28 protein-coding genes are annotated in these 26,986 nt (G+C 66.7%); 16 read left to right on the forward strand and 12 right to left on the reverse strand.

Features of this window, described 5'->3' with window-relative positions; genetic code table 11:
- Position 1 precedes the first annotated feature (1 nt).
- Positions 2-922, reverse strand: coding sequence for an LLM class F420-dependent oxidoreductase (locus ABZ942_RS20600; protein ID WP_357384212.1), 921 nt, complete (start codon positions 920-922; stop codon positions 2-4).
- Between the two features lie 114 nt (positions 923-1,036).
- On the opposite strand from ABZ942_RS20600, the gene ABZ942_RS20605 reads away from it, so the two are divergent.
- Both ABZ942_RS20605 and ABZ942_RS20610 read left to right on the forward strand, forming a co-directional pair.
- On the forward strand, positions 1,037-1,912 hold the full coding sequence (locus tag ABZ942_RS20605) for a dihydrodipicolinate synthase family protein (protein ID WP_357384214.1): 876 nt from the start codon (positions 1,037-1,039) through the stop codon (positions 1,910-1,912).
- Positions 1,913-2,025: 113 nt separating this feature from the next.
- Positions 2,026-2,535, forward strand: coding sequence for a gluconokinase (locus ABZ942_RS20610; protein WP_357384216.1), 510 nt, complete (start codon positions 2,026-2,028; stop codon positions 2,533-2,535).
- Positions 2,536-2,565: 30 nt separating this feature from the next.
- Here ABZ942_RS20610 and ABZ942_RS20615 read toward each other — a convergent pair whose 3' ends face one another.
- From ABZ942_RS20615 to ABZ942_RS20645, 7 genes are all read right to left on the reverse strand, one after another.
- Entirely contained in the window at positions 2,566-3,129 is a 564-nt protein-coding gene (locus tag ABZ942_RS20615; RefSeq protein ID WP_357384218.1) for a DJ-1/PfpI/YhbO family deglycase/protease, read from the reverse strand.
- 66 nt (positions 3,130-3,195) lie between these two features.
- Complete coding sequence (locus tag ABZ942_RS20620; RefSeq protein ID WP_357384220.1) at positions 3,196-4,074, reverse strand: DUF5995 family protein; 879 nt, start codon at positions 4,072-4,074, stop codon at positions 3,196-3,198.
- A 168-nt stretch (positions 4,075-4,242) separates the two neighbouring features.
- Positions 4,243-5,040: a M50 family metallopeptidase gene (locus ABZ942_RS20625; RefSeq protein WP_357384222.1), complete on the reverse strand. Its 798-nt coding sequence runs from the start codon at positions 5,038-5,040 to the stop codon at positions 4,243-4,245.
- A gap of 9 nt (positions 5,041-5,049) precedes the next feature.
- Entirely contained in the window at positions 5,050-6,606 is a 1,557-nt protein-coding gene (locus ABZ942_RS20630) for an AMP-binding protein (protein ID WP_357384224.1), read from the reverse strand.
- Between the two features lie 47 nt (positions 6,607-6,653).
- Positions 6,654-8,435 carry a protein kinase gene (locus ABZ942_RS20635; RefSeq protein WP_357384226.1) on the reverse strand — a complete coding sequence of 594 codons (1,782 nt, stop codon included), beginning with the start codon at positions 8,433-8,435 and terminating at the stop codon, positions 6,654-6,656.
- A gap of 84 nt (positions 8,436-8,519) precedes the next feature.
- Positions 8,520-9,407, reverse strand: coding sequence for a bile acid:sodium symporter family protein (locus ABZ942_RS20640; protein ID WP_357384228.1), 888 nt, complete (start codon positions 9,405-9,407; stop codon positions 8,520-8,522).
- Positions 9,408-9,532: 125 nt separating this feature from the next.
- A complete protein-coding gene (locus ABZ942_RS20645; RefSeq protein ID WP_357384230.1) occupies positions 9,533-10,582 on the reverse strand; it encodes a Gfo/Idh/MocA family oxidoreductase in 1,050 nt (349 codons plus the stop codon).
- Between the two features lie 651 nt (positions 10,583-11,233).
- Between ABZ942_RS20645 and ABZ942_RS20650 the strand changes: the two genes are divergently transcribed.
- The 3 genes from ABZ942_RS20650 to ABZ942_RS20660 are packed head-to-tail and all read left to right on the forward strand — an operon-like array spanning position 11,234 to position 14,072.
- The gene (locus ABZ942_RS20650) at positions 11,234-12,790 is read left to right on the forward strand and encodes a mannitol dehydrogenase family protein (protein ID WP_357384232.1); all 1,557 of its coding nucleotides are present in this window, start codon (positions 11,234-11,236) and stop codon (positions 12,788-12,790) included.
- Positions 12,787-13,479, forward strand: a complete 693-nt coding sequence (locus ABZ942_RS20655) for an HAD family phosphatase (RefSeq protein WP_357384234.1) — start codon at positions 12,787-12,789, stop codon at positions 13,477-13,479. Before ABZ942_RS20650 ends, ABZ942_RS20655 begins: the two co-directional genes overlap by 4 nt.
- 59 nt (positions 13,480-13,538) lie before the next feature.
- Entirely contained in the window at positions 13,539-14,072 is a 534-nt protein-coding gene (locus ABZ942_RS20660; RefSeq protein ID WP_357384236.1) for an LppP/LprE family lipoprotein, read from the forward strand.
- A 71-nt stretch (positions 14,073-14,143) separates the two neighbouring features.
- Here ABZ942_RS20660 and ABZ942_RS20665 read toward each other — a convergent pair whose 3' ends face one another.
- Positions 14,144-14,509 carry a helix-turn-helix domain-containing protein gene (locus ABZ942_RS20665; protein WP_357384238.1) on the reverse strand — a complete coding sequence of 122 codons (366 nt, stop codon included), beginning with the start codon at positions 14,507-14,509 and terminating at the stop codon, positions 14,144-14,146.
- Positions 14,510-14,578: 69 nt separating this feature from the next.
- On the opposite strand from ABZ942_RS20665, the gene ABZ942_RS20670 reads away from it, so the two are divergent.
- The 3 genes from ABZ942_RS20670 (at position 14,579) to ABZ942_RS20680 (ending at position 16,105) form a co-directional block, all read left to right on the forward strand.
- Positions 14,579-15,151: a carboxymuconolactone decarboxylase family protein gene (locus ABZ942_RS20670; RefSeq protein WP_357384239.1), complete on the forward strand. Its 573-nt coding sequence runs from the start codon at positions 14,579-14,581 to the stop codon at positions 15,149-15,151.
- Positions 15,152-15,219: 68 nt separating this feature from the next.
- Positions 15,220-15,663 (forward strand): SRPBCC family protein, encoded by a 444-nt coding sequence (locus ABZ942_RS20675; protein ID WP_357384241.1) that lies wholly within the window; start codon positions 15,220-15,222, stop codon positions 15,661-15,663.
- Positions 15,656-16,105, forward strand: a complete 450-nt coding sequence (locus tag ABZ942_RS20680) for a MarR family transcriptional regulator (protein ID WP_357384243.1) — start codon at positions 15,656-15,658, stop codon at positions 16,103-16,105. The genes ABZ942_RS20675 and ABZ942_RS20680 overlap by 8 nt, the downstream gene beginning before the upstream one ends.
- 7 nt (positions 16,106-16,112) lie before the next feature.
- Here ABZ942_RS20680 and ABZ942_RS20685 read toward each other — a convergent pair whose 3' ends face one another.
- Positions 16,113-16,802, reverse strand: coding sequence for a response regulator (locus tag ABZ942_RS20685; RefSeq protein ID WP_357384245.1), 690 nt, complete (start codon positions 16,800-16,802; stop codon positions 16,113-16,115).
- Positions 16,784-18,472: a sensor histidine kinase gene (locus ABZ942_RS20690; RefSeq protein ID WP_357384247.1), complete on the reverse strand. Its 1,689-nt coding sequence runs from the start codon at positions 18,470-18,472 to the stop codon at positions 16,784-16,786. Before ABZ942_RS20690 ends, ABZ942_RS20685 begins: the two co-directional genes overlap by 19 nt.
- Positions 18,473-18,618: 146 nt before the next feature.
- On the opposite strand from ABZ942_RS20690, the gene ABZ942_RS20695 reads away from it, so the two are divergent.
- From ABZ942_RS20695 to ABZ942_RS20725, 7 genes are all read left to right on the forward strand, one after another.
- Entirely contained in the window at positions 18,619-19,425 is an 807-nt protein-coding gene (locus ABZ942_RS20695; protein WP_357384249.1) for an ABC transporter ATP-binding protein, read from the forward strand.
- Positions 19,415-20,302, forward strand: a complete 888-nt coding sequence (locus ABZ942_RS20700) for an ABC transporter permease (RefSeq protein ID WP_357384251.1) — start codon at positions 19,415-19,417, stop codon at positions 20,300-20,302. Before ABZ942_RS20695 ends, ABZ942_RS20700 begins: the two co-directional genes overlap by 11 nt.
- 2 nt (positions 20,303-20,304) lie before the next feature.
- On the forward strand, positions 20,305-21,357 hold the full coding sequence (locus ABZ942_RS20705; protein WP_357384253.1) for an ABC transporter substrate-binding protein: 1,053 nt from the start codon (positions 20,305-20,307) through the stop codon (positions 21,355-21,357).
- 85 nt (positions 21,358-21,442) lie between these two features.
- Positions 21,443-21,712: a hypothetical protein gene (locus ABZ942_RS20710; RefSeq protein ID WP_357384255.1), complete on the forward strand. Its 270-nt coding sequence runs from the start codon at positions 21,443-21,445 to the stop codon at positions 21,710-21,712.
- Between the two features lie 240 nt (positions 21,713-21,952).
- The gene (locus tag ABZ942_RS20715; RefSeq protein WP_357384257.1) at positions 21,953-22,897 is read left to right on the forward strand and encodes a DJ-1/PfpI family protein; all 945 of its coding nucleotides are present in this window, start codon (positions 21,953-21,955) and stop codon (positions 22,895-22,897) included.
- A gap of 44 nt (positions 22,898-22,941) precedes the next feature.
- Positions 22,942-23,598 carry an HD domain-containing protein gene (locus tag ABZ942_RS20720; protein ID WP_357384259.1) on the forward strand — a complete coding sequence of 219 codons (657 nt, stop codon included), beginning with the start codon at positions 22,942-22,944 and terminating at the stop codon, positions 23,596-23,598.
- A gap of 78 nt (positions 23,599-23,676) precedes the next feature.
- Positions 23,677-24,525 carry an alpha/beta fold hydrolase gene (locus tag ABZ942_RS20725; protein ID WP_357384575.1) on the forward strand — a complete coding sequence of 283 codons (849 nt, stop codon included), beginning with the start codon at positions 23,677-23,679 and terminating at the stop codon, positions 24,523-24,525.
- A gap of 659 nt (positions 24,526-25,184) precedes the next feature.
- On the opposite strand, the gene ABZ942_RS20730 is transcribed toward ABZ942_RS20725, so the two are convergent.
- Positions 25,185-25,946, reverse strand: a complete 762-nt coding sequence (locus tag ABZ942_RS20730) for a siderophore-interacting protein (protein WP_357384261.1) — start codon at positions 25,944-25,946, stop codon at positions 25,185-25,187.
- Positions 25,947-26,084: 138 nt separating this feature from the next.
- Here ABZ942_RS20730 and ABZ942_RS20735 point away from each other — a divergent pair, with 138 nt between their 5' ends.
- The gene (locus ABZ942_RS20735; protein WP_357384263.1) at positions 26,085-26,912 is read left to right on the forward strand and encodes an NADPH-dependent oxidoreductase; all 828 of its coding nucleotides are present in this window, start codon (positions 26,085-26,087) and stop codon (positions 26,910-26,912) included.
- Positions 26,913-26,986 lie beyond the last annotated feature (74 nt).

The following is a 26,986-nucleotide window of genomic DNA, read 5'->3' on the forward strand; positions in this document are numbered from 1 at the left end:
GTCAGATCTTCCCTTGCACCTGACCGGCGATCAACTCGAGGTGATCGAGATCCGCGAGGTCCAGTATCTGCAGGTAGATCCGTTGCGCGCCGATCTCGGCGTAGCGGCCGATCTTGTCGACCACCTCGGCGGGCGAACCGGCCAGGCCGTTCGCCTTCAGCTCGTCCACCTCGCGGCCGATTGCCGCGGCCCGGCGCGCCACCTCGGCGTCGTCGGCGCCGACACAGGCGACGAGGGCGTTCGAGTAGACCAGGTCGTCGGCCCGGCGACCGTGCGCCACGGCGGCCGCGCGGACCCGCTCGAACTGGGCCGCGCTGTCCTCGATCGAGGAGAACGGTATGTTGAACTCGGTCGCGTACTGCGCGGCCAGCCGCGGTGTGCGGGTGGCGCCGTGTCCGCCGATCAGCACCGGCACCGGATCCTGCACCGGCTTGGGCAGCGCGGGGGAGTTGGTCAGCTGGTAGTGCTTGCCGTCGAAGTCGAACGTGTCACCCAGCTTGGTGGACCACAGCCCGGTGATGATCGCGAGTTGCTCCTCCAGCCGCGCGAACTTGTCCGCGGGGAACGGGATGCCGTAGGCGGCGTGCTCGTCGGCGAACCAGCCGCTTCCGAGGCCGAGTTCCACACGGCCACCGGACATCTGGTCCACCTGAGCGACCTGAATCGCCAGCGGTCCGGGCAGCCGGAAGGTGGCGGCGGTCACCAGCGTGCCGAGGCGGATTCGTTTGGTCTCCCGCGCCAGTCCGGCGAGGGTGATCCAGGCATCGGTGGGTCCGGGCAGGCCGTCCCCGCCGCCCATCGCCGCGTAGTGGTCGGACCGGAAGAACGCGTCGAATCCCAGGTCCTCGGTGGCTTTCGCAACGGTCAACAGCGTGTCGTAGCTCGCACCCTGCTGCGGCTCGGTGAAGATGCGCAATTCCATGATCACCATCGTGCCCGAGCACACTTCCGGACGGTACGACCGGGGCATGCGGCTCATCCCTCACTATGAACTTCGCCACCCGGCAATGATGGGGGCGAGGTAAGGGAGGTTTCGATGATCACGGGGATCGTGGCGTATCCGGTGACGCCGTTCAGTGCCGACAGCGGCAAGGTCGAGGAAGGGGTACTGCGAGGACTGGTGGATCGACTGGTCGACGCCGGCGTGGATGCTGTTGCGCCACTGGGGAGTACCGGGGAGAGCGCGTATCTCGACGATCAGGAGTGGGCGGCGGTGGCGTCGATTTGCGTGGAGCAGGTCGACGGGCGGGTGCCGACGGTGATCGGGGTATCGGAGTTGACCACGGCGGGAACTATTGCGCGAGCACGGCTTGCGGAACGACTCGGCGCTACGGCGCTGATGATGTTGCCGGTGGCTTACTGGCGGTTGACCGAAGCAGAGCTGCACAGGCACTTCACCGCGGTCGCCGACGCGGTAGCACTGCCGATCATGGCTTACAACAATCCCGGCACCAGCGGCATCGACATGACACCGGAGTTTCTGGTGGATCTCGTTGCGGGCGTGGACAACATCACGATGATCAAGGAATCCAGCGGCGATATCGCGCGGATGCGACGAATCGCGGAGCTCGGCGCGGGCGTGCCGTTCTTCAACGGCAGCAATCGGCTGGCCTTGCGAGCATTCGAGGCCGGGGCCACCGGATGGTGCACGGCCGCACCGTGTTTGGTGCCGGAACAGATCGTGGCAGTGTGGCGGCTGTTGTCGGCGGGTGAAGTAGACACGGCGACAAAGCGTTTCGAGCGGCTGGAACCATTGCTCGTCGCGATGAGCCGAGGCGGCCTGCCGAGGACTGTCAAAGCGGGCTTGCATGCACTCGGCATCGACGCGGGCGATCCGCGACCGCCGCTGCTGCCGGTTGACGACGACACTCGTCGCGTGCTCGTCGAGCTGATAGCAGCGGTCGGCCGATGATGCCGAGTGCCGCAGGGTAAGTGGCGGGCCAGGGTGGTCGGCCGCGCTAATGTCTGTTCGGATCTGCCGCACCGCCCACCGTGGGGCGGTGCGCAACGAGCAAAGGAGCCGATGTGCCGGAGCGAGCGCTGCCCGTCGTGGTTGTGATGGGGGTGTCGGGGTCCGGCAAGTCGACGGTCGGCCGGGCACTCGCCGCCGAACTCGGGGTCGAATACGCCGAAGGCGACGACCTCCACCCGGCGGCCAACATCGCGAAGATGGCGGCGGGCATTCCGCTGGACGACACCGATCGAGCACCCTGGCTCGATACGGTCGCCGCGTGGATGGGCGAACATACCGAGCAGGGCGGCGTGATCACCTGCTCAGCGCTGAAACGCGCCTACCGCGACCGACTGCGCGCCGCCGCACCCGACGCATACTTCCTGCACCTGGCCGCATCGCACGAAGAACTCGCACACCGAATGACCGATCGCACCGGCCATTTCATGCCATCGAGCCTGCTCGACTCCCAGTTGGCCACGCTCGAGCCCCTGGAAGGCGACGAGCGCGGCAGCACCGTCGACGCGACGCTCGACCCCGCCGAACTGGCTCGCGAAATATCGGCGGTGCTGCGCGACCGGTGACGCCGCCGATCACACGGCTCGAGCCCCGGCCTACGACTTCTTGTTCAGCTCGTCACCGATCGCCCGGCAGAAGTCGGGGAGGTCGTCCGGATTTCGGGACGTGATCAGCGCCCAGCCGTTCTCTGCCGAACGCACCACCGGCTGATCGACCCACCGGCCACCCGCATTGATCAGATCCGTGCGCAGCGAGAAATACGAGGTCAGCGTCTTGTCCGGAGTCAGCTCCGCCTCGACGAGCAACCACGGCCCGTGACAGATCGCCGCGATCGGCTTACCTGCGGCAGCGAACGCCTTGGCCAGTTCGACCGCGCGGTCCTCCGCGCGGAGTTTGTCGGCGTTGACCGTGCCACCCGGCACCACCAGCACGTCGAAGTCGTCGACCGAGACGTCGTCGAACGACGAATCCGGTTGCACAGTGACGTCCTTCTCGGTGTCGTGCTCGAACGTCTGCACCTGCTCGTTCTTCGGCGCAGCGTGCACGACGGTCGCCCCCCGCTCCTTCAGCTCCTTCTGCGGAACGAGCAGCTCATCGCGCTCCACACCCGTATTCGAAGTGATAATCAGTACGCGCGTCCCATTCAGGTCTTCCGGCATGCCGACAACTCCCTTCCGTGATTCGTCCCAGGAGTAGGCGTGCCGCGAATCCGGAAAGCTAAACCTCTACAGCCCGCCGAGTCGGCTGAGCACCTCGAACGCCACGTCGGCGCTGCGCCACAGCGCGTCGATCTCGACGCGGGCCGCGGGCGCGAGCGCGGGATCGGTCAAGGCGAGTCCGTTGCCGAAGATCACCACGTTGGCACCCGCGTCGGCGAGGCGAAGCAGCTGCGGTGTGCCCACCCCCTGGCCGACGACCAGATCGAGGCCCTCGCCGACGAAGTAGAACCGCCACAGCGGCCCGAGGTCACCGTGATAGATCTCTTTGGTCGAACTGACGATCAACGAACCCTGCTGCGCGATCGAGTCGACGATCTTGAAGTAGTCGGATGCGTTCGCGGGCGTGCCGCCGACCGCGGCCACCGCGTACGACAGATCAACGGACAGATGAGCGTCATATCCGGCCATCGCGACGCGGGCCGGAGACAGATCGCAGCGCCGGGCGAGGTCGAAGTAGTTGGTCCACTGCGGATCCGTCGGCGCTCCGGTGAATTCGGCGTGCACGTTGCGCAGGAACCGGGACAGCAGTTCGAGACTGATCCGATGCGCCCACTCTGGATCGCTGAACGAGGCCGGGTTGCGCTGCAACGGCATCACCGCGGCCTGCTCGACGGCGTCGAGACCGAGCGCGAACACGCCGCGCAGATCGCGATGCTCGACGAGGATCTGGGTGAGCTGCCGATGCTGTTCGACGGCCTGTTCGAGCTGTTCCAGCGAGGAACCGGTGAGCATGCTGGTGTCCGAAAGAGCGGCGATCGAGGAGACTTCAGCGGCCGACAGCGCAGTGCCACAGGCGGAGTCGGCGCCGGCCCGGCTCGCGCCGAACAGCGTGGCACCGCCGAGCAGCAAGGCGGAGACGAGAGCGAGGCGGATGGTGGTGATCATGTGCTGCTCCGTGCTGTTCACGCACCGCGTCGTGCGTCGGCGAACATACGCGACGGACGGCGACGGCGACGGCGGGTCGAGACATTTCCGGCGAAACCGGAGGCGGCCCAACATTAGCCGACCCGACCGCCATCCGTTGCTCCTGTTGCAACGACCCGCGGCGAAACCCTATTGCCCGGTGGGGCAGGTCCCGCCGGACACACTCTGCAGGCAGATCCCCGAGATATCGGAAATCAGAAATCCCGCGCCGATGACCAGCGACCCCACCGCAATCACCCCGAACACCATCACCCACAGCAGGCCGGGCAGGTGGGTGAGCCGCGCGAGTTGGTCGGCGTCGGAGGCGACATCCTCCTGATAACGGCTGCGCAGCTGCCGAGACCGCCCGCGCTGCAATTCGATCACCGGCCGCGCCCCGGCGAGCAACAGGAACCAGGCGCCCAGATAGGCGAAACCCGCCTGCAGCGTATCGGTGCCGAACCAGGACACCGCGAACACGGTCGCGCCGACCGCGAACACCGTCAGCATGCCGTAGACATTGCGCGTCATGATCAGCACCGCCGCCAGCAGCACGATGGCCACCCACAGCATCAGCGTGATCCGGCTCGCGCCGAGCAACGCCGCGAAGGCCAGCCCGAGCAGCGGCGGCCCGGGATAGCCCGCCATCGTCGTGAGAATCATGCCGAGGCCGTAGGGCTTTCCGCTCGACACAGTGAGACCCGAAGTGTCCGAATGCAATCGGATGCTGTTGAGCTTGCGCCCGGTGAGCAGCGCGACCAGCGCGTGCCCGCCCTCGTGCGCGATGGTGACGATATTGCGGGTGAACCGCCAGATGGGCGTGTATCCCACCAGCACGAGCGCCACCACGCCGGCGCCTGCCACCAACCACCACGGCGGCTGGGTTTGCGTTGTCGTCAAGCGGTCGACGATGGAGGTGCCACGCTCGACCCATTCGGCTCTGTCCACCGCCGCACCTTATCCGGCGTCGGACATCTCCGCTCGGAGCTGACGTTTGTAGATCTTCCCGGCATCGTCGCGGGGGAGTTCGGCGACGATCCGCAGCACACTCGGCACCTTGTACGCGGCGAGCTGCCCGGCCAGCCCGGCGCGGATGCCTGCCTCGGTGAGCTCGGCGCCGGGACGCGGAACAACCTGGGCGGCAACGGCTTCGCCGAGATCGCCGTGGTGCGTGATACCGAACACCGCGACATCCTCGACGCCGTCCAGGGCCATGATCGCGTTCTCGATCTCGGCGGGATAGATGTTCACGCCGCCGGAGATGATGAGGTCGTTGGCGCGTCCGGTGATATAGAGGTAGCCGTCGTCGTCGAGGTAACCGCGGTCGCCGATGGCGAGGAATCCGGGTACCGGACTGTCTGTTTCGCCGTTGTCGTGCAGGTAGCGGAACTTCGGCCAGTAGTCGGCGCCGCGCACGAACACCCGGCCGGTCTCGCCCGCGGGCAGCGGTTCGCTCGCGTCATCGACGATGACGGCGGCCGCGCCGTCCGCCGGTCGGCCGACACTGCCGGGATGGGCCAGCCATTCGCTCGCCGAGATCCAGGTGATGGTGCCCGCCTCGGCGCAGCCGTAGTACTCGACCAGCGCGTCGCCGAACCAGTCGATCGCGGCCCGCTTCACCGCGGGCGGACAGGGCGCCGACGAGTGGATGAGGTGGGTGAGGCTGGAGACGTCGTAGCGGTCGCGCACCCGCGCGGGCAGCGACAGCAGCCGCGACAGCATGGTCGGCACCACCTTGGCCTGGGTGATGCGGCGCTCGTCGATGATGCGCAGGAACTGTTCGGCATCCCAGCGCGGCATGATCGTGATGTTGGTGCCGACCCGCAGCGCGAGTGTCGCGATGCCGTTCGGGCTGGCGTGATACAGCGGCCCGGGGATCACCGCCTGCCCGCGTGGGGTGAGGCCGAGTCGTTTGGCCGCGCTGCCTGCCACCGTCAACCACTGGTGTGGCGTCATCCGTTCGCGCAGTACGCCTTTGGGTTTTCCGGTGGTGCCGGAGGTGTAGATCAAGCCGGTCGAGTCGTCGCGCGAGCCCTCGATGCGGCCGAGCGGGTCGGGATGCGCGTCGATCCACTGCTCCAGAGTCGAGTGTCTGCCGGTCGGCTCGGCCAGTGCCGCGTCCAGCCCCGTCGCGGCGAGCAGCTCGCGCGGCATCTCGACCTCGAGAATGGTCGTATGATCGTGCGGCGCGGCCTGTTCGACGATATCGATGAACTCGGTGTGCGCGATGATCAACCGCGCGTCACTGTCCGCGAGCACATGCGCGACCTCGGGCACCTGCCACCGCGTATTGATCGGCACCGAATTCGCCCCGCACACCGCGACCGCCAGGGAAACCTCGACGAACTCGATATCGTTGCGAATCATCATCGCGACCCGATCGCCGGGGCTCACCCCCGCCTCGGCGAGCGCCGCGGCCAACCTTCCGGCCCGCTGATGCGCCTCGGCCTGCGACCGAACACGGCCCGCGCAGGTAATGGTTGGTGTTGACATGCTGCCCAAAGCATCGCCCATGATTCGCAGTCTGCCACTTCCTCAGCTAACGGGTAGCACAAGCCGGGTCACGAGGTTTTGGTCAGGATTCCCGCCATATCCCCGATGACGCTGTCGGTGCGATAGGACAACGTGCCGTCGGGGAGTAGCTGGACGTGCGTCGTCTTGCCGTCGTCGTTGCAGCCGCCGGCATCCTCGGTGAGTCGCGCGGTCAGCGTGAGCTCTTCGCCGGTGGCGGCCGTCAATGTCTCGGCCCGGCCACATGTCGTGCCGGAGACTTTCCCGGTGTTGGACGAGCCGCCGAGCTCCTCGCCGACCGTGCCGGCATTCAGCGTCAACACGATGTCGAAGCTGGCGATCTGGTCCTTGGCGACACCTTTCCATTCGCCGACAAACGCTTCCGGCAATTCGGCAGCAGGACCACCCGCCGTCGCGACGGACTGATCGGTGTTGCCGTTCGAGCCGGTGAACTGCTCGGTTATCGCGACGGCGGCGACCGCTATGACAAGGCAGAGCACCAGTGCACCGGCAATCCATGCGGCACGGCGGCGCGGGCGTTGGCGGGTGGGCGGCGGTGCGGAATGTGCCGCCGGTTGCGGGTGACCGAAGGAGGCGTCTTGCGGTCCAGGTGACTGCTGGTAGCCGTGCGGCTGAGCTGGCTGCTGGTGGGATGGCGGGTACGAACCGTCTCGCGGCCCGGGCGGCTGCCGGTAGCCGAGCGGCCCCGCTGACTCCTGTGGGTGCGGCGGTGTGTACGGACCATCTTGTGGCCCATAGGAATACGGCTGACCCGCGGGATCGGACGCGCCCTGCCACCACGATCGTGGGGTGGCATCCGGTTGACCGGCCCCGGGCCGGCTCGTGGCGGTCCGCACGTTCGGATCCGTGAACGGCCGCACCACTGTTTCAGCGGTCCGGGCCGGAGACGCTGACTTGCTCAGCGCCTCGGGCACATCGAACGGCCCGGAATCCAGATCGAGCAGCTGCACCGCGCGCCTGCTGACCTCTTCCAGCGCCGGTCCGGGGAGCCAGCCGCCGCGGCCGGGCAGGCCGAGGGCGGTCAGGTCGGCGATGATGCGCTCGGGCGTCGGTCGCGCGGCCGGGTCCTTGGTGAGGCAGGCCGCGATCAGCGGACGCAAACGGTCGGGCACCGCGTCGAGCCGCGGCTCCTCGTACACCACGCGCCACAGCATCTGCACCATCTCGCCGATCCCGAACGGCCCCTGCCCGGTGGCCGCGAACACCAGCACGCCGCCGAGGGCGAACACATCGCTGGCGGGGCCGACCGGATCGCCGGTCACCTGCTCGGGACACATGAATCCCGGTGAGCCGATGACCTTTCCGGTGGTGGTGAACTGACTGTCGTCGGTCGCGCGGGCGATGCCGAAGTCGATCACCTTGGGGCCGTCGAGGGCGAGCAGCACATTGGACGGTTTGAGGTCGCGGTGCACCAGGTCGGCGGCGTGCACGGCGACCAGCGCCTCGGCCAGCCCGTGCGCGAGGACAAGCAGCGAGCTCTCGGTGAACGGCCCGTATTCGTCGACCGCTTCGGTAAGCGAGAATCCGGCCACGTAACCCGTTGCCAGCCAGGGTGGGTCCGCGTCGACGTCGGCATCGAGGACCGGCGCGGTGAACTGCCCGCCGACCCGCCTGGCGGCGGTCACCTCGCGCCGGAACCGTTCCCGGAATTCGTTGTCGCCCACCAGGTCCGGTCGGATCACCTTGACCGCTACGGTGCGGCCACCGGCGTTGCGTCCCAGATACACCCGGCCCATGCCGCCCGCACCGAGCACGCCGAGTAACCGGTAGTCGCCGATCCGCGTGGGATCGTCTGCGCCGAGCGGTCGCATCGCGATGCTGGCTCCCTTCGAATGTCGAACATCGAAAGGTTACCTACCGCTCGACGCGGTGTCTGGTTCAGTCGGGCGTTTTCGCTACACGGTGCTCGGCACGGGTGCCGGACGGTCCTGTCGCACGTACCTGGCCAGCAGATAAGCCGCGATCGCGGCGGGAATGTTCATCAGCACCCCGTACACCGCGCCGGGGACGGCCATCGCGTCGCTGTGTAGCACGGATCCCGCGATGGCGATGGCGATCGCGCCGTTGTGGATGCCGATCTCCATGGCCGAGGCGATCGCCTGATCGGCATCGACCTGGCACAGCCGCGGCACGAAATAGCCGACGGCCAGGCTGATCACAGCGAACAGCAGGCTGAGCGAGGCGAGTTTGCCGATGTTCTCGGTGAGCGTGCTGAAGTTCTTCGCCACGGCCGCGAGCACCACCAGCGCGAGCACCACGATCGAGAGGATCTTGACGTTGCCGCGCATCCGTTCGGCCCATCCGGTGAACCGGTGGTGCACGAACATGCCGATCGCGACGGGAACCAGCACGATCGCGAACACCTGCGCGAACTTGTCCGGCCGCAGCCCGAACGACCCGTCACCGTCCATGAATCGGCTGTACGCGAACGCGACGATCAGCGGCATGGTGAACACGGCGAGCACCGAATTGATCGCGGTGAGTGTGATATTCAACGCGACGTTGCCGCCCGCGATGTGGCTGAACAGGTTGGCCGAGGGCCCGCCCGGCGACGCGGCGAGCAACAGCATCCCAACGGCGAGAGCGCCTTCGAGCTGGAACAGATAGATCAGGCCGACGCAGACCGCCGGAAGCAGCACCATCTGACAGAGCAGCGCGATCACCGCGGCCTTCGGATAGCGCAGCACCCTGGCGAAATCGTCGACGGCCAAGGTCAAACCGAGTCCGAACATCACCAAGGCCAGAGCCAGCGGCAGGAACACCGCGAAAATCGTTGAACCCATGGGGATCTCCTCTCAGCCTGAACCCTCGACCTACCCATGGTCGACACCGAGCGTCGACGTTATCGATGTATGGCGTTGGTCGCCAGCCCAATAACTGAGGGGCTCGCCAGCTGAAAGTGGTCGGGTTACCCGGTGACGACCGCACCTTCGGCGGCCGATCGGCGCGCGGCTTCCAGTATTCGCAGTGTCGCGACGGCATCGCGTGGGTCGACCGGAACTCGACCGCCATCCAGCAGGGCGGCAGCCAGTTCGGCGTAGAAGGCGGGGTAGTTGCCGGCGATGGTGGGGACACCTTCGACGGCAGGTTCGGCGCCGAACACCCCCCAGTGCTCGGATTCGACTGTGCCCCAGGGCTTGCCGTCATCGGGGCGGCGGCCGTCACGCAGGGCGCTCTCTTGCGGATCGAGGCCGTAGGTGACGTAGCCCGCCTGGGAGCCGAGCACTCGGAAGCGTGGACCCAGTTGTGGCGCAACGGCACTCATCCACAGGTGGGAGCGGACGCCCGAGGTGTGGGTGAGTGCGACGAAGGCGTCGTCGTCGGTCTGTATGTCCGCGCGTCGCCGATCCAGTTCGCAGTACACCGATTGCACCGGTCCGAACAGTGTCAGTGCCTGATCGATGAGATGGCTGCCGAGGTCGAAGAGCAGTCCGGCACCGTCGGCCGCGCTGCCCACTTCCCGCCAGCCACCCTTCGGCACCGGACGCCAGCGCTCGAATCGGGACTCGAAGCGCCGTACGTCACCGAGCCGGCCCGCTTCGGCGAGGGCGCGCACGGTGAGGAAGTCGCCGTCCCAGCGACGATTCTGGAACACCGTCAGCGCAAGCCCGGCCTGCTCGGCTCGCTCGACCAGGTCCGCACCCTCGGCGACCGACACCGCGAACGGCTTGTCGACCACGACCGGCAGGCCCGCGTCCAACGCCTGCTGTGCCAGCGGGGCATGCGTGCGGTTGGGCGTCGCGATGACCACTAGATCGATGCCTGTGGGGTCTGCGAACAGTTCATCGGTAGTAGCGACGACACGCACGCCGGGGTGTTCCCGCTCGGCCTGCGCCGCCCGCTCGGCCGACGAGGTGACCACCACCGCGACTCGCATGCGCGGTTCGGCGGCGATCAGCGGAGCGTGGAAGACCGATCCGGCCAACCCGTATCCGACTACAGCGACGTCCAAGCTCATGTCTCGACGCTAGCGGATCATCCCAGGAATACAGGTCATGGTCGACTGGCCGTCACCGACGACCTCGACAATCGTCGGGTGCGCGACTCGGTGGTCTCAGGTGCGCGGGTGTGCCGCCAAGTGGAATCCGTTCGTTTCGCACGGTGGCCACCTCCGCAACCACGAGGCAACCTTAGCCTTGCGTACGATCTGTGCCCGGCGGTTGCCGCGCGGCGCGGCCTCCTGGTCAAAATTTCCATCCGGAAACATGTACGCCACACCGCTTCTCGACATCGGGTGGCCTCGTGTGAACCCGCTTTACGTCGTATTCCCCTCTTGAAAATCGGCAATTATTCAGCAAATCTTAGAGCAATCTTAAAGCGTTCCCTTTCGGGCAAATCGGAAATTGCAACGCGTGACAGAAGTCACCGGCGGGCATTTCGGCAGCACGTATTCCCAATAGTTACCGACGATTCACGCGGCCTGAAGTGGTGCTTTACGAAATTTTTGCAATACAGGTTATGACCTGCGGTGAACTGCCTTCAGTTGGTCGATTCGGGGTTAGCTGTCGAAATACTGGCGAGCCTGACCTACCGTGTGAAACGTCGCTTAGTCAATGCTGATACGGCGTTCTATATATCGCCCCTTCTCGCAGACCCACGGAGGCCGCACATGCGTGTGCCGCTGATTACGGCGAAGAAAACTCGAACCGAATTGACATCCCGGATACCGGGCAAGGTGGTGCCGCGCCTGTCCACCGACATGCTCACCAAGCTGCCCGCCACGGTCGCCAGGCCAGGGTTTGCTCCGCGCAGCCTGACCACCGGCATCCTGCACCTCGGCTGCGGTTCGTTCCACCGGGCCCACCAGGCCCTGGCAACCCAGCACGCGATGAACGAGACCGGCGATCCGCGCTGGGGCATCGCCGCCGTCGCGATCAACCGCCCCACGGTGGTCGACGCGCTCCGGGCGCAGGACCACCTGTACACCACGCTGCTGCACGAGGACGGGCAGGCGCGGGTGGAAGTGGTCGGCTCGATCACCGAGGCCGTACACGCGCCGACCGACCTGATCGGCGTGCCGCAGCGAATCGCCGATCCGCGCGTCAAGATCGTCACGCTCACCGTCACGGCCAGCGGTTACTGCGTTTCGCCGGTCACCGGACGGTTGGAAGTGGACTGCCCCGGCGTCCGCCACGATCTCCGGTCGCCGACCCGGCCGATCACCCCGATCGGCATGCTCGCGCAGGGTCTCGAGCTGGTCCGGCGGCGGGGGAGCACCCCGCCGGTGATCATCAGCTGCGACAACATGTGCGCCAACGGCAGCACGCTGCGCCGCGCGGTCATCGATTTCGCGCTGATGCGCGACGATCATCTCGCCGAGTGGATCGCCAGGCACGTGCAGTTCCCGAACAGCGTGGTGGACCGCATCGTGCAACCGACCGCGCCCACCGACGCCGCGGTGGCCCGCAACTGGCTGGGCGGCATCGAGGATCTCGCGCCGGTCTCCGCCGAGCCGTTCATGACCTGGACGATCGAGGATTTCGAGGGCGAGCGCCCGCAATGGGAACTCGGCGGCGCCCAATTCGTCTCCAACGTCAAGGATTACGAGCTGGCCAAGCTGCGCCTGCTCAACGGGACGCACATGCTGCTCGCCTACCTCGGCGGCGTCGCGGGTCACCGCACCATCGCCGAGGCGACGGCGAGCCCGGCGCTCGCGGCGCTGGCCCGGCAGTTCATGCTGGACGAGCAGGGGCCGACGCTGGCCCTCGGCACGCCCGAATTGCGCAGGACCGTAGACGATTTGATGCGTCGCTTCCGCAATCCCGCTATCGCGCAAGACATGACGCGGATCGGCCGCAACGGGTCGGACAAGATGATGCCGCGGGTCGTCGACGCGCTGCGCGACAACATCGAGGCAGGCCGGCCGACCCCCGGTGCGACCTTGCTGATCGCCGCGTGGATCCGCTGGTTCACCGCGAGCCACGCACCCGGCGCAGTGATGGAGCTGATCGACCCCAGGGAAGATTCGCTTGCGGTACTGGTCGACAGCGATCCGCACCGCTGTGCGCAGGCGTTCTTGCAGCGCACCGATATTTTCGGCACGCTACCGGAACTGGAGAATGTGCAGCGGCAGGTCGGTGACGCCCTCGCCGAGATCAGCCGCGACGGTGTCGAGGCCGCGGTCCGGCGCCGGTTGGCGCCGCAATCGGAAGGGAGCAACGGGTGAACGCCGAAAGTCCGGTTCGGGCGGTCGTCTTCGATATGGACGGTCTGCTGATCGACTCGGAAAGCCTGGCCATGGAGTCCTTGGTCAGCGCGGGCGCCGAGCTCGGCTACGAGATGCCGATCGAGTTCTGCCGCAGCATGATCGGCGTGCCCGCCGATCGATGCCGGACGCTCGCCGCGGCGACGTACGGCCGGGGCTTCCCGCTGGAGGAGTACTTCGCGCTGCACGACGTGCACCTGCGTCAGCTCGTCGACAGCGGCAGGCTCGCTACGAAGCCGGGTGCGCTGGCGCTGCTCGACGCGCTGGAGGCGCAAGGGGTGCCGAAGGCGATCGCCACGTCGTCGTCGCGGGATCGCGCCGACCATCATCTGGAACTGGCCGGCATCGCCGACCGGTTCGATGTGGTGGTGACGCGGCAGGACGTGACCAAGGGCAAGCCCGATCCGGAGCCGTATCTGAAGGCGATGGCGGCGCTCGGCGGCGAGACGGAAACGACACTCGCACTGGAGGATTCGACCAACGGCCTGCGTGCGGCGTGTGCCGCGGGGTTGCGCTGCATCCTCGTTCCCGATCTGGTGCAGCCGACCGAGGAGTCCCGGCGGCTCGCGCACCGGCTGTATCCGGACCTGCATCAGGTGATCGAATATCTAGCCGTGGCCAACGCGCCCTCGACCGCATCGACCGCCTAGTCTGATCCGAGCTAGATCGAATCTGTCGGCGGACCTGAAGAGGATCTTTCGTGGTGCGGATGGCTCGGCCCGTGGTTGTGCTGTGTGCTGGACTCGTCGTGGCGGCTGCCGGGTGCGCCGCCGACGGGGACAGTGGGTCATCGCAGACCCACGTGCACAACGCGGATCCGACGACGTCGAGCCTGCCTGTCGAATGCGGCGTCGATCTGACCGCGCAGGTGATCCAGTCCGCCGTCGCGACGCTGCCCGCCGAGCCGGTGACGCATGCGCCGTGGTCCACCGACCCGCGCGGGTTCGAGGGCAATTTCGATCCGTGCGCCACCCTGTCGACCGCGATCATCACGGTGCAAGGCGCCACGGGGAGCTCGCCGAATCAAGCGTTGCTGTTCCACAAAGGTGCCTACCTCGGTACCGCGACGCAGGAGGCGCACGGGTTCACGTCGCTGGACGTGGACCGCACCACCGACGACACCGTCGGCTTGGCGTACAAGACACCGGGCAGCTGCAACGCCTGCCCCGACGGCACCGTCACCCGTGTCCAATTCCATTGGGAGGGACAGAAAGTCCGGATGATCGGCACGCCGCCCAAGTAGCCGCACGTCTCTTGATTTCCGGCACCGAATTTCGCAGGCGATTCCCGGTGCCGTAAATCAAGAGACGTGCGTCAGTCTCGTTGTCCTGGGTCGTCGTCGGCCCAGCGTTGTACCCAGACCTGTAGCGGGGCGAGTGCGGCGACTAGATCGAGACCGTCGGCGCTGAGCTGATAGCCGTCCGGTTCCGCGGCGACCACCCGCGCCTCGCGGAGTTCGCGCAGCCGATCGTTGAGCACGCTGGCCGACACGCCGCCGCACAGCGCCTGCAACTCCCGGAACGTCACCGCGCGCCCGTCGCGCAACTCCCACAGCATCCGCAGCGCCCACCGCCTGCCGAGCAGATCCAGCAGCACCATGATCGGCCGCCCGGTCTGCGACCCACGCACCGGCCCGCCGATCACCGGAGTCTTGTTCGCTTCGGATTCCGAAGCTATCATCGTCACCATCCTTGCTCTTATTTCCGAAGCAAGAATACTCCGCCATCGCTGCCAGCATGAGGATCGACCATGAGCGACACCGCCTCCGCCCCACGCATCGCGCCCCTGAACCCGCCCTACGCTCCCGAAATCGAGGCGCAACTCCGCAAGTGGATGCCACCGGGCTCGGCCATCGAACCGCTCGCCCTCTTCCGCACCCTCGCCCTGCACGACGACCTCTTCGGCCGCATGCGCCCCCTGGGTGCAGGCATCCTCGGCCACGGACGCATCCCGCCCCGGGACCGCGAAATAGTCATCCTCCGCACCTGCGCCCGCGCCGCCGCCGAATACGAATGGGGCATCCACGCCGCCCTCCAGGCCCCTGAGGTAGGACTGACCCCCGACCAAATCGAGGCCACCGCCCTCGGTAAACCCGACGACCCCGCATGGTCGTTCAGCGACGCCGTGCTCATCCGCCTTGTCGACGAAATCCACGACACCGCAACAGTTTCTGACGCCCTCTGGCTGGACCTCCACGCCGCCTACCCGGACGACCAAATCCTCGAACTGATCACCACCACCGGCTGGTACCGCCTCCTCGGCACCGTTATCAACACCGCCCGCATCGAACTCGAACGCTGGGCCCGCCGCTTCCCGGCCTGAATAGTCAGCGCTGTTGACTTGTTGTTGCGACAACGGATACTGTTGTCGCAACAACAACAGGGAGCGCCATGTACGTCATATCCGAAGAAGCCGTCATCAACGGAGCGATAGCGTCGATCTGGCAGACCGCCACCGACGTCGCGCACTGGGCCGACTGGGACCCTCACGAAGAGAAGTCCCGCATCGACGGACCGTTCGCGCCGGGCATCAAGGGTTGGGTGAAGCCCAAAGGCGCACCGGCGGGACCGTTTACGATCATCGCGGTCGACGAGGGCAGGTCGTGGACCAGCGAAGCGCGCATCCCATTCGGCAAGATCCGCGGCCACTACACCTACACACCGCTCGCCGATGGCGCCGTGCGCGTGGTCAAACGAATGGAGGTGCACGGCCCGTTCCGTCCGATCTTCCGGCTCATCTGGGAGAAGGCCATTCGTTCCGACATGCACCTGAGCTTCGCCGCCCTCGAACGCGAGGCGCAGCGCAGGCTCGCGGCGGATGTCGCCCATGGCTGAGCCGAAAGGCCCGCTGCAGAGCCCCGGCTTCTGGCTGCACCACGCCGCCTTGGAGTGGCGCGCCACCGTCGAGCGAAACCTGCGCCCGCTGGGGCTGACCCTGACCCAATTCAACCTGCTCGCCTCGGCGGGCTGGCTCGCCCGTCATGGTGACCTGCCCACTCAGCAGCAGGTCGTCGACATGGCCGGTGCCGACCGCATGATGGGTTCCAGAGTCATCCGCGCGCTGGAGGACAGGGGCTTCCTCACTCGCCGTCCGGATGCGACCGATGCCCGCATCCTCCGCATCGAAGCGACGACGGCAGGCAGGGACGTGGCGCGCCGGGGCATACAGATCGTTGTCGACACCGACGCTGAGATCTTCGGCCCGGACAGTGCGGAACTCAGAGACCGCCTGCAATCGATTGCCGCCCAACGTATCCCGTACATCGGTCAGGACTGATCGGATCTCAATGATCCGTTCTTGCCTCGCGGGTCGCTGCCGAGTACTCCTGTTCCGGCCGACCGGTACTGCCGTAACGCAGGCTCATGCGGAGAGTGCCGGTGCCAACGAGGGTGGCCAGGTAGCGCTGGGCGGTGGCGCGGGAGATGCCGATCGCGGTGGCTACTTCACCCGCGGACAGTGGGGTGCCTGCTTCCAGGATTGATTGCAGGACAAGGTCTTTGGTGGGGGAGGTGACGGTGGTGGGGGTGTTGGCGGCGGTGCCGGCCGGGCGGAGGGCTTGCAGCGCGGCGTCTACTCGGGCGTTGTCGACCTGCGGGGCGGTGAGGATGCGGCGGTAGCGGGCGTAGGCGGCCAGGCGGGCGGCGAGTTCGGTGTGTGGGAACGGTTTGACGAGGAAGGCGAGGGCGCCGGCGGACAGGGCGGCACGGACGGCGCCGCTGTCGGTGGAGGCCGTGAGAACCATGGCGTCGCAGCGTAACTCGCGGACGAAGTCGATGCCGGAGCCGTCGGGGAGGTAGACGTCGACGAGGGCCAGGTCGACCGGTCCGGCGGCCAGGATGTCGCGGGCGGTGGCCAAGGTGTTGGCGGTGCCTGCGACGGTGAAACCCGCGATGGAGTCGACTATTCCGGCATGCAGGTTTGCGACACGGAAGTCGTCGTCGACGACGAGAACGGTTAAGTCTGATGGAGCCATGACACCTTGCTGTCTACGAGCACTTCGGGAATGCGGGCATTGAATTCGGCGCCGGTCAGCGGGGGAGTGCCACCGCGCGGACTGGCCAGTCGGACATCGCCGCCGTGATTGCGGGCGATCTGGCGGATCAGGGCGAGGCCGACGCCGCGGCCGCCGGGCACATCGCCGCTGTCGCGGGTGGAGGTGCCTTCGGTGAACAGCACATCGATCAGCTCCGGCGCGACGCCGTCGCCGCTGTCGGCCACCACGATGTGCAGCGTCGAATCTTCCTGCACCAGTTCGACTTCCACCTGTTTGACGGGATTGTCCGAGGCGCGCACCGCTTCGATCGCATTGTCGAGCAGATTGCCGAGCACGGTCGTCACGTCCACCGGATCGACGAGGCTGCCGTCCACCCAGGTGTTCGGGCCGAGGACCAGTTCTACGCCGCTCTCGCGCGCGTGCGCCGCCTTCGCGGCGAGGAACGCCTGCAGGTAGGCATCGTGGATGGCGTCGATACCGGGCGCGGCGGCCCCCAGCGGCCCCGCGCCGATCATCTCGTCGATCGAGCGCGACGCCTCCTCGGTGCGTCCTCCGTGCAACAGCCCGCTGATCAGGTGCATCTTGTTGGAGAATTCGTGCCGCTGCGCGCGCAACACCGTGCTCATCGACTGCACGGCGTCGAGCTGACGGGTCAGCGCCTCCACGTCGGTGCGGTCGCGCACGGTCAGTACCGCGCCCAGATCGCGACGGTCCCGATGCACCGGCCGCGCCGCCACGACAACGATGTGCGAACCCACTGTCGCCGACGCAGGTTGCTCATCGAGCCCGCGGAACACCTCCAATACCCGTGGCGTCAACCCGATCTCGTCCACCGGCCGCCCGATATCCGCGCCGATCCCGAGCAGCCTGCGCGCCTCGTCATTGACAAACGTTGTGCGCCAAGAAGAGTCGACGGCCAGCACGCCCCGGCCGATGCCGTGCAACACCGCGGCCTGACCGCGCACCAACTCGGCAAGTTCGGCGGGCTCCAGCCCCAACGTCAGCCCGCGCCAACGCCGGGCCAGCAGCATTGATCCCGCGATCCCGACCAACAGCGCGGCACCGACCAGCAGACCCGCCGTGCCCAAGTCGTCGAGCAACTGGTCCCGCACCGCATCGGTGGAGATGCCGACGCTCACCGCACCCACGATCCGATCCGAACCAGGTTCGAGCACAGGAACTTTCGCCCGCACCGAGTCGCCCAGCGTGCCGCGCTCCTCGGCGATCACCTCGCGCCCGGCCAGCGCGCCCGACGGATCGGTGCTGACATGCTCGGTAATCCGCGCCGCATCCGGATGCGCCAGCCGGATCCCGGAATCGTCGGTGATCACCACGAACAACGCGTCGGTGCGCTGCGTCGTGTCCACGGCGATCCGCTCCAGCGGCCCGGCGGCCAGCCGTTCGCGCAGCTGCGGGTCGGTGCCGATCGCGCCCGGCGCGTACCTGGTCACCTCGTCCCGCACCACCGGATCGGCCGCGACCGTGCGCGCGATCGCGAGGGCGCGCTGGCCGTAGCCGTCGCGCAGTCGTTGGTCACTGAGATAGCCGAATACGGCGAAGGCGACGCCGAGGGTCAGGGTGACCACCACGATCTGCAGCAGCAGAACTTGAGTCCTCAATCGCACGGCAGGCGCGCCCTCATTCGCCATTGCCGCAGCATAGACCACTGCCCGGGCGTGAGCAGAATGCGCAGAACTAGCGAATCGGACATTTGCACGGCTTGTGCGCACAAGCTCCGCGGTGTGACCGGGGCCACGTACGTTCGCTCTACCTCGATCTCGCAGGAGCAAGCACCATGAACCACCCACTCATCGAGCTGCGGAGCGCAACGAAGCGTTTCCCCGGCACCGGGGGCGGCATCCACACCGCCGTCAAGAACCTCGACCTGGAGGTCCGCCCCGGCGAATTCGTTTCCGTGGTCGGCCCGACCGGCTGCGGCAAGTCGACCACCCTGTCCCTCGTGTCCGGCCTGGAACCCGCCTCGGCCGGTCGGACACTGGTGCGTGGCAAGGACGTCGACGGCATCCCGGACGGCATCGGCTACATGTTCCAGCAGGACGCCGTGCTGCCGTGGAAGTCCGTGCTGGACAACGTCGCCCTCGGCCCGCGCCTGCGCGGCGCGTCGAAAGCCGAAGCGCGCGAAAAGGCTGCGGTCTGGGTGCACAAGGTCGGCCTGGCCGGGTTCGAGACCTATTACCCGCATCAGCTGTCCGGCGGCATGCGCAAACGCGTCGCACTGGCGCAGACGCTGGTCAACGATCCGGAAATCCTGCTGATGGACGAGCCGTTCAGCGCGCTCGACGTGCAGACCCGCCAGCTCATGCAGGACGAACTGCTGCGCGTGTGGGCGGGCACCGGTGCCGCGGTCATCTTCGTCACCCACGATCTGGAAGAGGCGATCGTGCTCGCCGACCGGGTCGTCGTGATGACGGCGAGCCCGGCAACGGTGTGCGGCAACTTCACCGTCGCGCTCGACCGGCCACGCGACGTCGAGGAGATCCGGCTCACCACCGAATTCCGCGATATCTACAAAGAGATCTGGGAAACGCTGCGCGACGAGGTCGAAGCGGCTCGAGCCAAGGGAGCCTCCCGTGTCGCATAGTGTCCTCGAAAAGGGTTCTGCCGCAGCGTCGGTGCCGGAGAACGAGACCGAGGAGCAGATTCTCACCCGGGTGCGCACCAGTGCCCGGCGGGCGCGCATCCGCACCTGGGGCCTCCGATTGGCCTTGGTTGCACTGTGGCTCGGCTCGTGGGAGCTCACCGCCTCGCTGTGGATTGATCCGTTCTTCTACTCCAAGCCCACGCTGATCTGGGACCGGTTGGTCGAATGGTTCACCGAGGGAACACAGTTCGGCTCGATCTGGTTGCAGATCTTCACCACCGTCGAGGAGGCCGTGCTCGGCTTCCTGATCGGCGCGGTCGCCGGTGTCGTGCTCGGCACGCTGCTCGGTCGCAGCCGGTACTGGGCCGACGTGCTCGCGCCATTCATCAAGGCGCTCAACGCGGTTCCGCGCATCGTGCTCGCGGCGCTGTTCATCATCTGGTTCGGTCTCGGGCTCAGCTCGAAGGTCGCCACGGTGGTCGTGCTGGTGTTCTTCGCGGTGTTCTTCAACGCCTTCACCGGCGCACGCGAGGTCGACGGCAACGTCATCAACAACGCGCGCATCCTCGGCGCGGGCAAACGGCAGGTGCTCACCGCGATCGTGCTGCCCAGCGCGACCACCTGGATCCTGTCCAGCCTGCACACCGCCTTCGGCTTCGCCCTGATCGGCGCGGTGGTCGGTGAATACGCCGGTGCCAGTAAAGGTTTGGGCCTGCTGATCAGCAACGCCCAGGGCACCTTCGATTCGGCAGGCATCTACGCGGGCATGATCATCATCACCGTGATCGCGCTGCTCGCGGAGTGGGCGATCGGCTTCGCCGAGGGCAAGTTGCTGAAATGGCGTCCGTCGCAGGCGACTTCGGGCCACGGGATCTGAGCATGAGATACCGCAAACAGGTGACGGTCGTCGTCATAGCCATCGCGGCGCTGCTGCTGGCCACCGGATGCCGGGATTCTCGGCACATTCCGATGGCGAACGGGCGCCCGCAGATCACCATCATGGTCGGTGGGCTGGAGAAGGTGATCTACCTGCCCGCGATGCTCACCAAACAGCTCGGCTACTTCGACAGCAACGACATCGACGTGCAGCTGCTCGGCGAGCAGTCCGGCGCCAACGCGGAAACCGCGTTGCTCACCGGCGACGTGCAGGGCGTGGTCGGGTTCTACGACCACACCATCGACCTGCAGGCCAAGGAGCAGTGCATCCAATCGGTGGTGCAGTTCTCCGACGTGCCCGGCGAGGTGGAACTGGTCTCCAAACAGGACGCGGGAACCATCAAATCGACCGCCGACCTGCGCGGCAAGAACCTGGGCGTCACCTCGCTCGGCTCCTCGACCGACTTCCTCACCCAGGCCCTCACCGGCCAGCAGGGCATGACCACCAAGGACTACACCCGGGTGAAAGTCGGTGCCGGACAGACGTTCATCGCGGGCATGAACCACAACGGCATCGACGCGGGCATGACCACCGACCCCACCGTCGCCCAGATGGTCAACTCCGGTGAGGCCGAAATCCTGGTCGACATGCGCACCGAAGCGGGCACCCGCGCCGCCCTCGGCGGCCTCTACCCCGCCACCTCGCTGTACATGAACTGCGCGACCATCGACGCCCACCCCGACATCGTGCAAAAGCTCGCGGCGGCGTTCGTGCAAACGCTGAAGTGGATCAAAACGCACACGCCGGAGGAGATCGCCGCCAAGATGCCCTCGCAGTACGCGAGCGCGGGTAAGGACCTCTACATCCAATCCATCCGCGACTCGATCGGCATGTTCAACGGCGACGGTCTGATGAAAGCCGAAGGCGCCCAAAACGTCCTGAACATCCTCGGCCAATACTCCCGCAACGTGGCCCCCGTGAAAGACCGCATCGACCTGTCCAAGACCTACACCACCAAATTCGTAGAGGAGGCCCTGCGCGCACCCAAGCAGTAGCGCGCCGAACACCTGATGCGCCGTCCAGGAAATCCTGGGCGGCGCATCGGCGTGCCCGATGAAACGGGCGGTTAGTGTGAACCACATGCCCGCAGCGAGTGAATTCTATGTCGAAGCTGTTTTCCCAGTGAGTTTCCGGGCGACTCCGTTCGTGGTCGGCCGAGCGGTCGGAGACTTCACGGTCGGGCAGGAGGTCGAGTTGCACAAGAAGGACGGATCGGTCCATCGGGGCGTCATGGAAGGGCTCGACTTTCATCGACCGGGACCGGACAAGTTCTCACTCGTCTTCTCCGCCGAGGTATCGACCCAGGTCGAACCGGGTGACGTGATCTATTCGTCGCCACCCGAGCAGTAGCGCCCGGAGCTCGATACGCCGCCGATTCCGGCTCGCCGCCCAGGATTCCTGGGCGGCGCATCGCCATGCCGGCGCTCCGCACCGCGTTATGAAGCGCCACAGCGGGGGCGAAGTACGATGCCGGCCCGCACCGCTATCGGCCCATAAGCGTGATCCGCTCATGCCGGTATCCGATTCGATGGCCTGATCTGTGGGTTGCGTGTCCTTGTGGACATTTGCGGCGTGTTCGAGACTGAGGGCATGAAGTCGAGAGCCGACGTTGTGGTCGTGGTATCCGAGGGGGTGATACTGCTCGACGTTGCCGGGCCGGTTCAGGTGTTGCATTGGGCCGGGCATCGGGTGCTGTTCGTGTCGCCGGACGGGACGGATGTGTGTACCGATGTCGGTGTACCGCTGGGGGTTTCGGGTGCCGTCGATGATCTGACGGGCTCCATCGATACGCTGCTCGTTCCTGGTTACCCACCCGAACAGCGGATTCCGGACGACCTTGTCCGCTCGGTGCGAGCGGCCGGCGCGGCTGCGCGGCGGGTGGCCTCGGTCTGCACGGGTGCCTTGGTACTGGCCGAAGCCGGCTTGCTGGACGGGCGGCGGGCGACGACCCACTGGATGGTCTGCGATCAACTTGCGCGACAGTTTCCGCAGGTACGGGTTGATCCGGATGCCATCTATGTCCGAGACGGATCGGTGCTCACCTCCGCGGGGGTGACCGCGGGCATTGATCTGGCGCTTGCGCTGGTGGAGGAGGACCACGGCGTGGAGCTGGCGCGTTCGCTGGCCAAACGCCTCGTGGTATTCCTGCGACGGCCCGGCGGGCAAGGGCAGTTCAGTGTGCGCGCCGACATCGGGAAGCCACGTAGCGATGGCCTGCGCAAGGTCGTCGCCGCGGTCGCGGCGGACCTGTCGGCGGAGCACAGCCTGGCCACGATGGCGAGTCGCGCCGCGCTCAGTGAGCGGCACCTCAGCCGGTTGTTTCGGCAGGAAACGGGGATGACGCCCGCGCAATACGTCAAGCAGCTGCGGGTAGCGGCCGCGCAGGACTTGCTGGAGACCAGCGATGAACTAGTGACCGCGATTGCTCGACAGAGCGGTTTCGGTTCCGAAGAAACGATGCGCCGCACCTTCGTCGAGATGGTCGGCACGACACCGAGCGATTACCGAGGACGATTCCGCACCTCGGCGCGGTGACCTCACCCGTTCGACACCATCCCGATTCAGCTAGGAGTTCAGTCATGTCGCAGGAATCGCTCGCATTGCCCTCGACAAGCCTGGCGGACAACGCGAGTGCGTTGATCGACCGTGTCTTGACGCCCGCGTTACGCAATCACAGCGTGCGCGGATTCCTGTTCGGCCGTGCGATCGCCGACCGGCACGGCCTGCGGCCCGGTGCCGACTACGACGAAGAGGTGATGTACCTCATCTGCGCGCTGCACGACCTCGGTCTCGCCGAAAATGCCAGCGGCGAAAGGCGATTCGAGATCGACGGCGCCGACGCCGCCGCTCGGTTCATCGAGGACAACGGTGTCACCGATGCCAGGGTGGATACCATCTGGGATGCGATCGCCGCGCATACCACCGGCTTCACCGATTCGCCGATCTACCGCCGTCGCCGTCCACCCGAGACCTGGCTCGCGGTCGAGGGCATCGGCATCGATGTAATGGGCGGCCCTGTGGATCTTCCACCCGGCTACGCCGACCAGGTGCATGCAATCTATCCGCGGCTCGGCGGCAGCCGGGCGCTCATCGATGCCATCGAGGCCCAGGGACTCGCGAACCCGCTACAGGCGCCGCCGGCCAGCCTGGCCAGGGAAATCATCCGGCAACGCCACCCCGGCCTGCCCGAACCGAGCTGGGACGACGTCCTGGTCACGAGCGGGTGGCGGGATTGATCGGATACCGTCTAGTAGGTGACGGGCCTGCCACGAGGTATTGAGCGCCGAAGCGGTGATACGGTCGCCGCTCCGGTCGTGTTGCCGCCGCGGCGTGCTGTTGAACTGGCCGACGGGTCGAGTGTCGATGTCCGGTTTGCAGCCGGTGCGAATCCCGTTCTGCTGCTGCATGGTTGGGCGTTGACGGCGGATGTGAACTTCTGTCATTTGCTGCAGCCCATAGCCGACAGCTATGGGCTGGTTGCGATGGACATGCGGGGGCATGGGCGAGGGCTGCCGTTGGGGGCGGGGGAGCGGTTCGATATTGCGCAGTGTGCTGATGATGCGGCTGCGGTGTTGGATGCGCTCGGGATCGATCAGGTGGTGGTGTGCGGGTATTCGCTGGGTGGGCCGGTGGGGTTGGAATTCGCCCGGCGGCATCGGGATCGAGTGCGCGGGTTGGTTTTCGAAGCCACTGCGATGGCCTTCGATAGTGCCGAGGACAAGATAGGTCGAGTGTTCTTCCGGGGGCTCCGGCCGTTCGCGCATCGCAGCGGCGGGATCGGACGGTCGGTGCCGCTGTCCTATTTCTGGAAGGCGCGGGTCAAGTCCGATGCGGTCGCGCGGCTGTGGCCGTGGTTGCGGGCGGAACTGGGGCAGTGCCATCCACGGGTGATCGTCGACGTGATTCTGGCCGAGTATGTCTTCGACTTCCGGCCGTTCGCGGCGGAACTCGGCGGATTGCCGACGGCAGTTGTCGTGACTACGCGCGACGGCGCGGTGCCACCCAAAGACCAGCGTGAATTGGCTGCCCTGCTCGATGCAACGGTGATCGAACTCGACGCGGCACACGACGTGTTCCTCACCAACCCGCCGAAGTACATCGCGGCGACCCGGTCAGCGATCGATGAGGTGCTCAGCAAATCACCACCACCACGCTTACCCTGAACCGCGCCGCCCCACTGTCGCGCGCGATTTGTCCGCCCGCGCACAAATTCGCTAGCGATTTCGTGCGCGGCAAGCGAAGTCGTGCGCGGCAAGCGAAGTCGTGCGCGGCAAGCGAAGTCGTGCGCGGCGCCGCGGTTGGTCACGTTGTCGGCCACTGCTGGCCTGTCGCGCTCGCCCTGAACCCCGCCTGTGCTGCGCGTCGACCTCACTGCTGCGCGCAAATTGTCTGCCTGCGCGCGAATTCGCCGGCAGTTTCATGCGCGGCAAGCCATCTCGTGCGCGGCGCGGCGGTGCGGTTGGTCGCGTTGTCGGCCACTGCTGAGCTGTCGTGTTTGCGCTGACCCCCGCCTGTGCTGCACGTCGACTCCGCTGCTGCGCGCAAATTGCCTGCCTGCGCGCGAATTCGCCGGCAGTTTCATGCGCGGCAAGCCACCTCGTGCGCGGCGCGGCGGTGCGGTTGGTCGCGTTGTCGGCGACTGCTGAGCTGTCGTGTTTGCGCTGACCCTCGCCTGTGCTGCGCGTCGACTCCGCTGCTGCGCGCAAATTGTCTGCCTGCGCACGAATTCGCTAGCGATTTCGTGGGCGGCAAGCGATTTCGTGGGCGGCAAGCGAAGTCGTGCGCGGCAAGCGAAGTCGTGCGCGGCAGTGGACGCTTACGCTCAGCTGCTTGCCGGCGCGGTTTCTTTTTCCTTGAGTTCGGCCTTCCACTCGCGGAAGCCCTCTTCGGTGCGTCCGCGACGCCAGTAGCCGGAGATCGAGTTCGCCCATTCGGCGGACACGCCGCGTTCCCGGCGGACGTAGCGGCGCATGTCGTGCATGACGGCCTGCGCCTCGCCGTGGATGAAGACCTGGACCTGGCCGTCTTTCCAGGGAGCGTTGCGCACACTTTCCGCGAGCGCTTCGCCGGGCGCCTGGGTGCCGCGGTGCAGCCAGGTGAGCTCGATGCCTTCGGGCTTCCGCAGGGGCAGTTCGTCGTCGGGGCCGGCGACCTCGACGAACGCGTAGCCGACGGCCGCCGGGTCCATCGCCTCGAGTGCGGCGGCGATGGCGGGCAGCGCGGCCTCGTCACCGGCCAGCAGGTGCCAGTCTGCGTCGGCGCGGGGCGCGTAGGCGCCGCCGGGGCCGAACAGGTCGATGGTGTCGCCGGGCTTGGCGTCCGCCGCCCATGGTCCCGCGATGCCCTCGGCGCCGTGGTACACGAAATCGGCCGCGAGCTGGCCTGCGTCCTGGTCGACCGAGCGGACGGTGTAGGTGCGCAGCACGTCGATGCCGTCACGCTCGAAGATGAACTTGACGTAGGAATCGGTGAACTCGCTGGCCTGGAACGCGGCGAAGCCGGGGCCGCCGAGGTGGACCCGGATCAGGTGCGGGCTCAGCCACTCGGTGTGCTGCACGGTCAGGGTGGTGCGGGGTCGGGCCATAGGTGTTCCTCCCACTGCTAATTAGGGTTACCTTACCGACCCTACTCCGAGTTGATCTCGAAGGAAATATCGACGCCCTTCGGCTCACGATGCGAGCAACCGCTGACGAACGCGCCGCGACACTCCAAGATGGCGGACATGACCCAGACCGTGCCGACGCCGACCCACCTGGTGCAGCAGCGTTACCGCGACCCCGAGCCTACCGAACCCACCCAGTGGAACCCGGTATTGCAGGTGCTGCACGAGCATCGCTCGGTCCGCCGCTATCTCGCCGACCCGGTATCGGATGACACGCTGCGCCTGCTGATTTCGGCCGCCCAGTCCGCACCGACCTCCTCGAATCTCCAGGTGTGGAGCGTCATCGCGGTGCGTGACCCCGAACGCAAGGCGCGGCTCGCCGCACTGGCGGGCAATCAGGCCCACATCCTGCAGGCGCCCGTATTGCTGGTCTGGACAGCGGATTTCGCGCGACTACGCCAGCTCGCGGACGATCAGGAAGCCCCGCTCGAAGGTGCCGACTATCTCGAATCCAGCTACGTCGGATTCATCGATGCCGCCCTCGCCGCGCAGAACGCGGTGGTCGCCGCGGAATCCCTCGGACTCGGCACCGTCTACCTCGGCGCACTGCGTAACCACCCGGAAGACGTTGCGGCGGAATTGAATCTGCCCCCGCAGGTATTCGCGGTCTTCGGCCTACTCGTCGGCCACCCCGATCCGACCGAGGATGCCAGGGTCAAGCCCCGCCTGCCGCAGGGCGCGGTCCTGCACCACGAGTCCTACGACCTGGCGGCACAGCGCGAACACGTCACCGACTACGAGACCCGCATCGCCGAATTCTATGCCGAGCAACAACTCTCGCATTCGTGGACCGAACGTGTGCTGGCCCGCCTCGCCTCGGCGGCCAGCCTCAACGGCCGCCATCGCCTGCGCACCTCACTGGAGAACCACGGCTTCCACCTGAAGTAACCCTGAGGTCTTTCTGCAACGGCAACGCGATCCGCACAGCCTCGCCACCGGGCGATCCGCCCGATATAGCTGCG

Source organism: Nocardia sp. NPDC046473 (assembly GCF_040645995.1).
Classification (GTDB): Bacteria; Actinomycetota; Actinomycetes; order Mycobacteriales; family Mycobacteriaceae; genus Nocardia.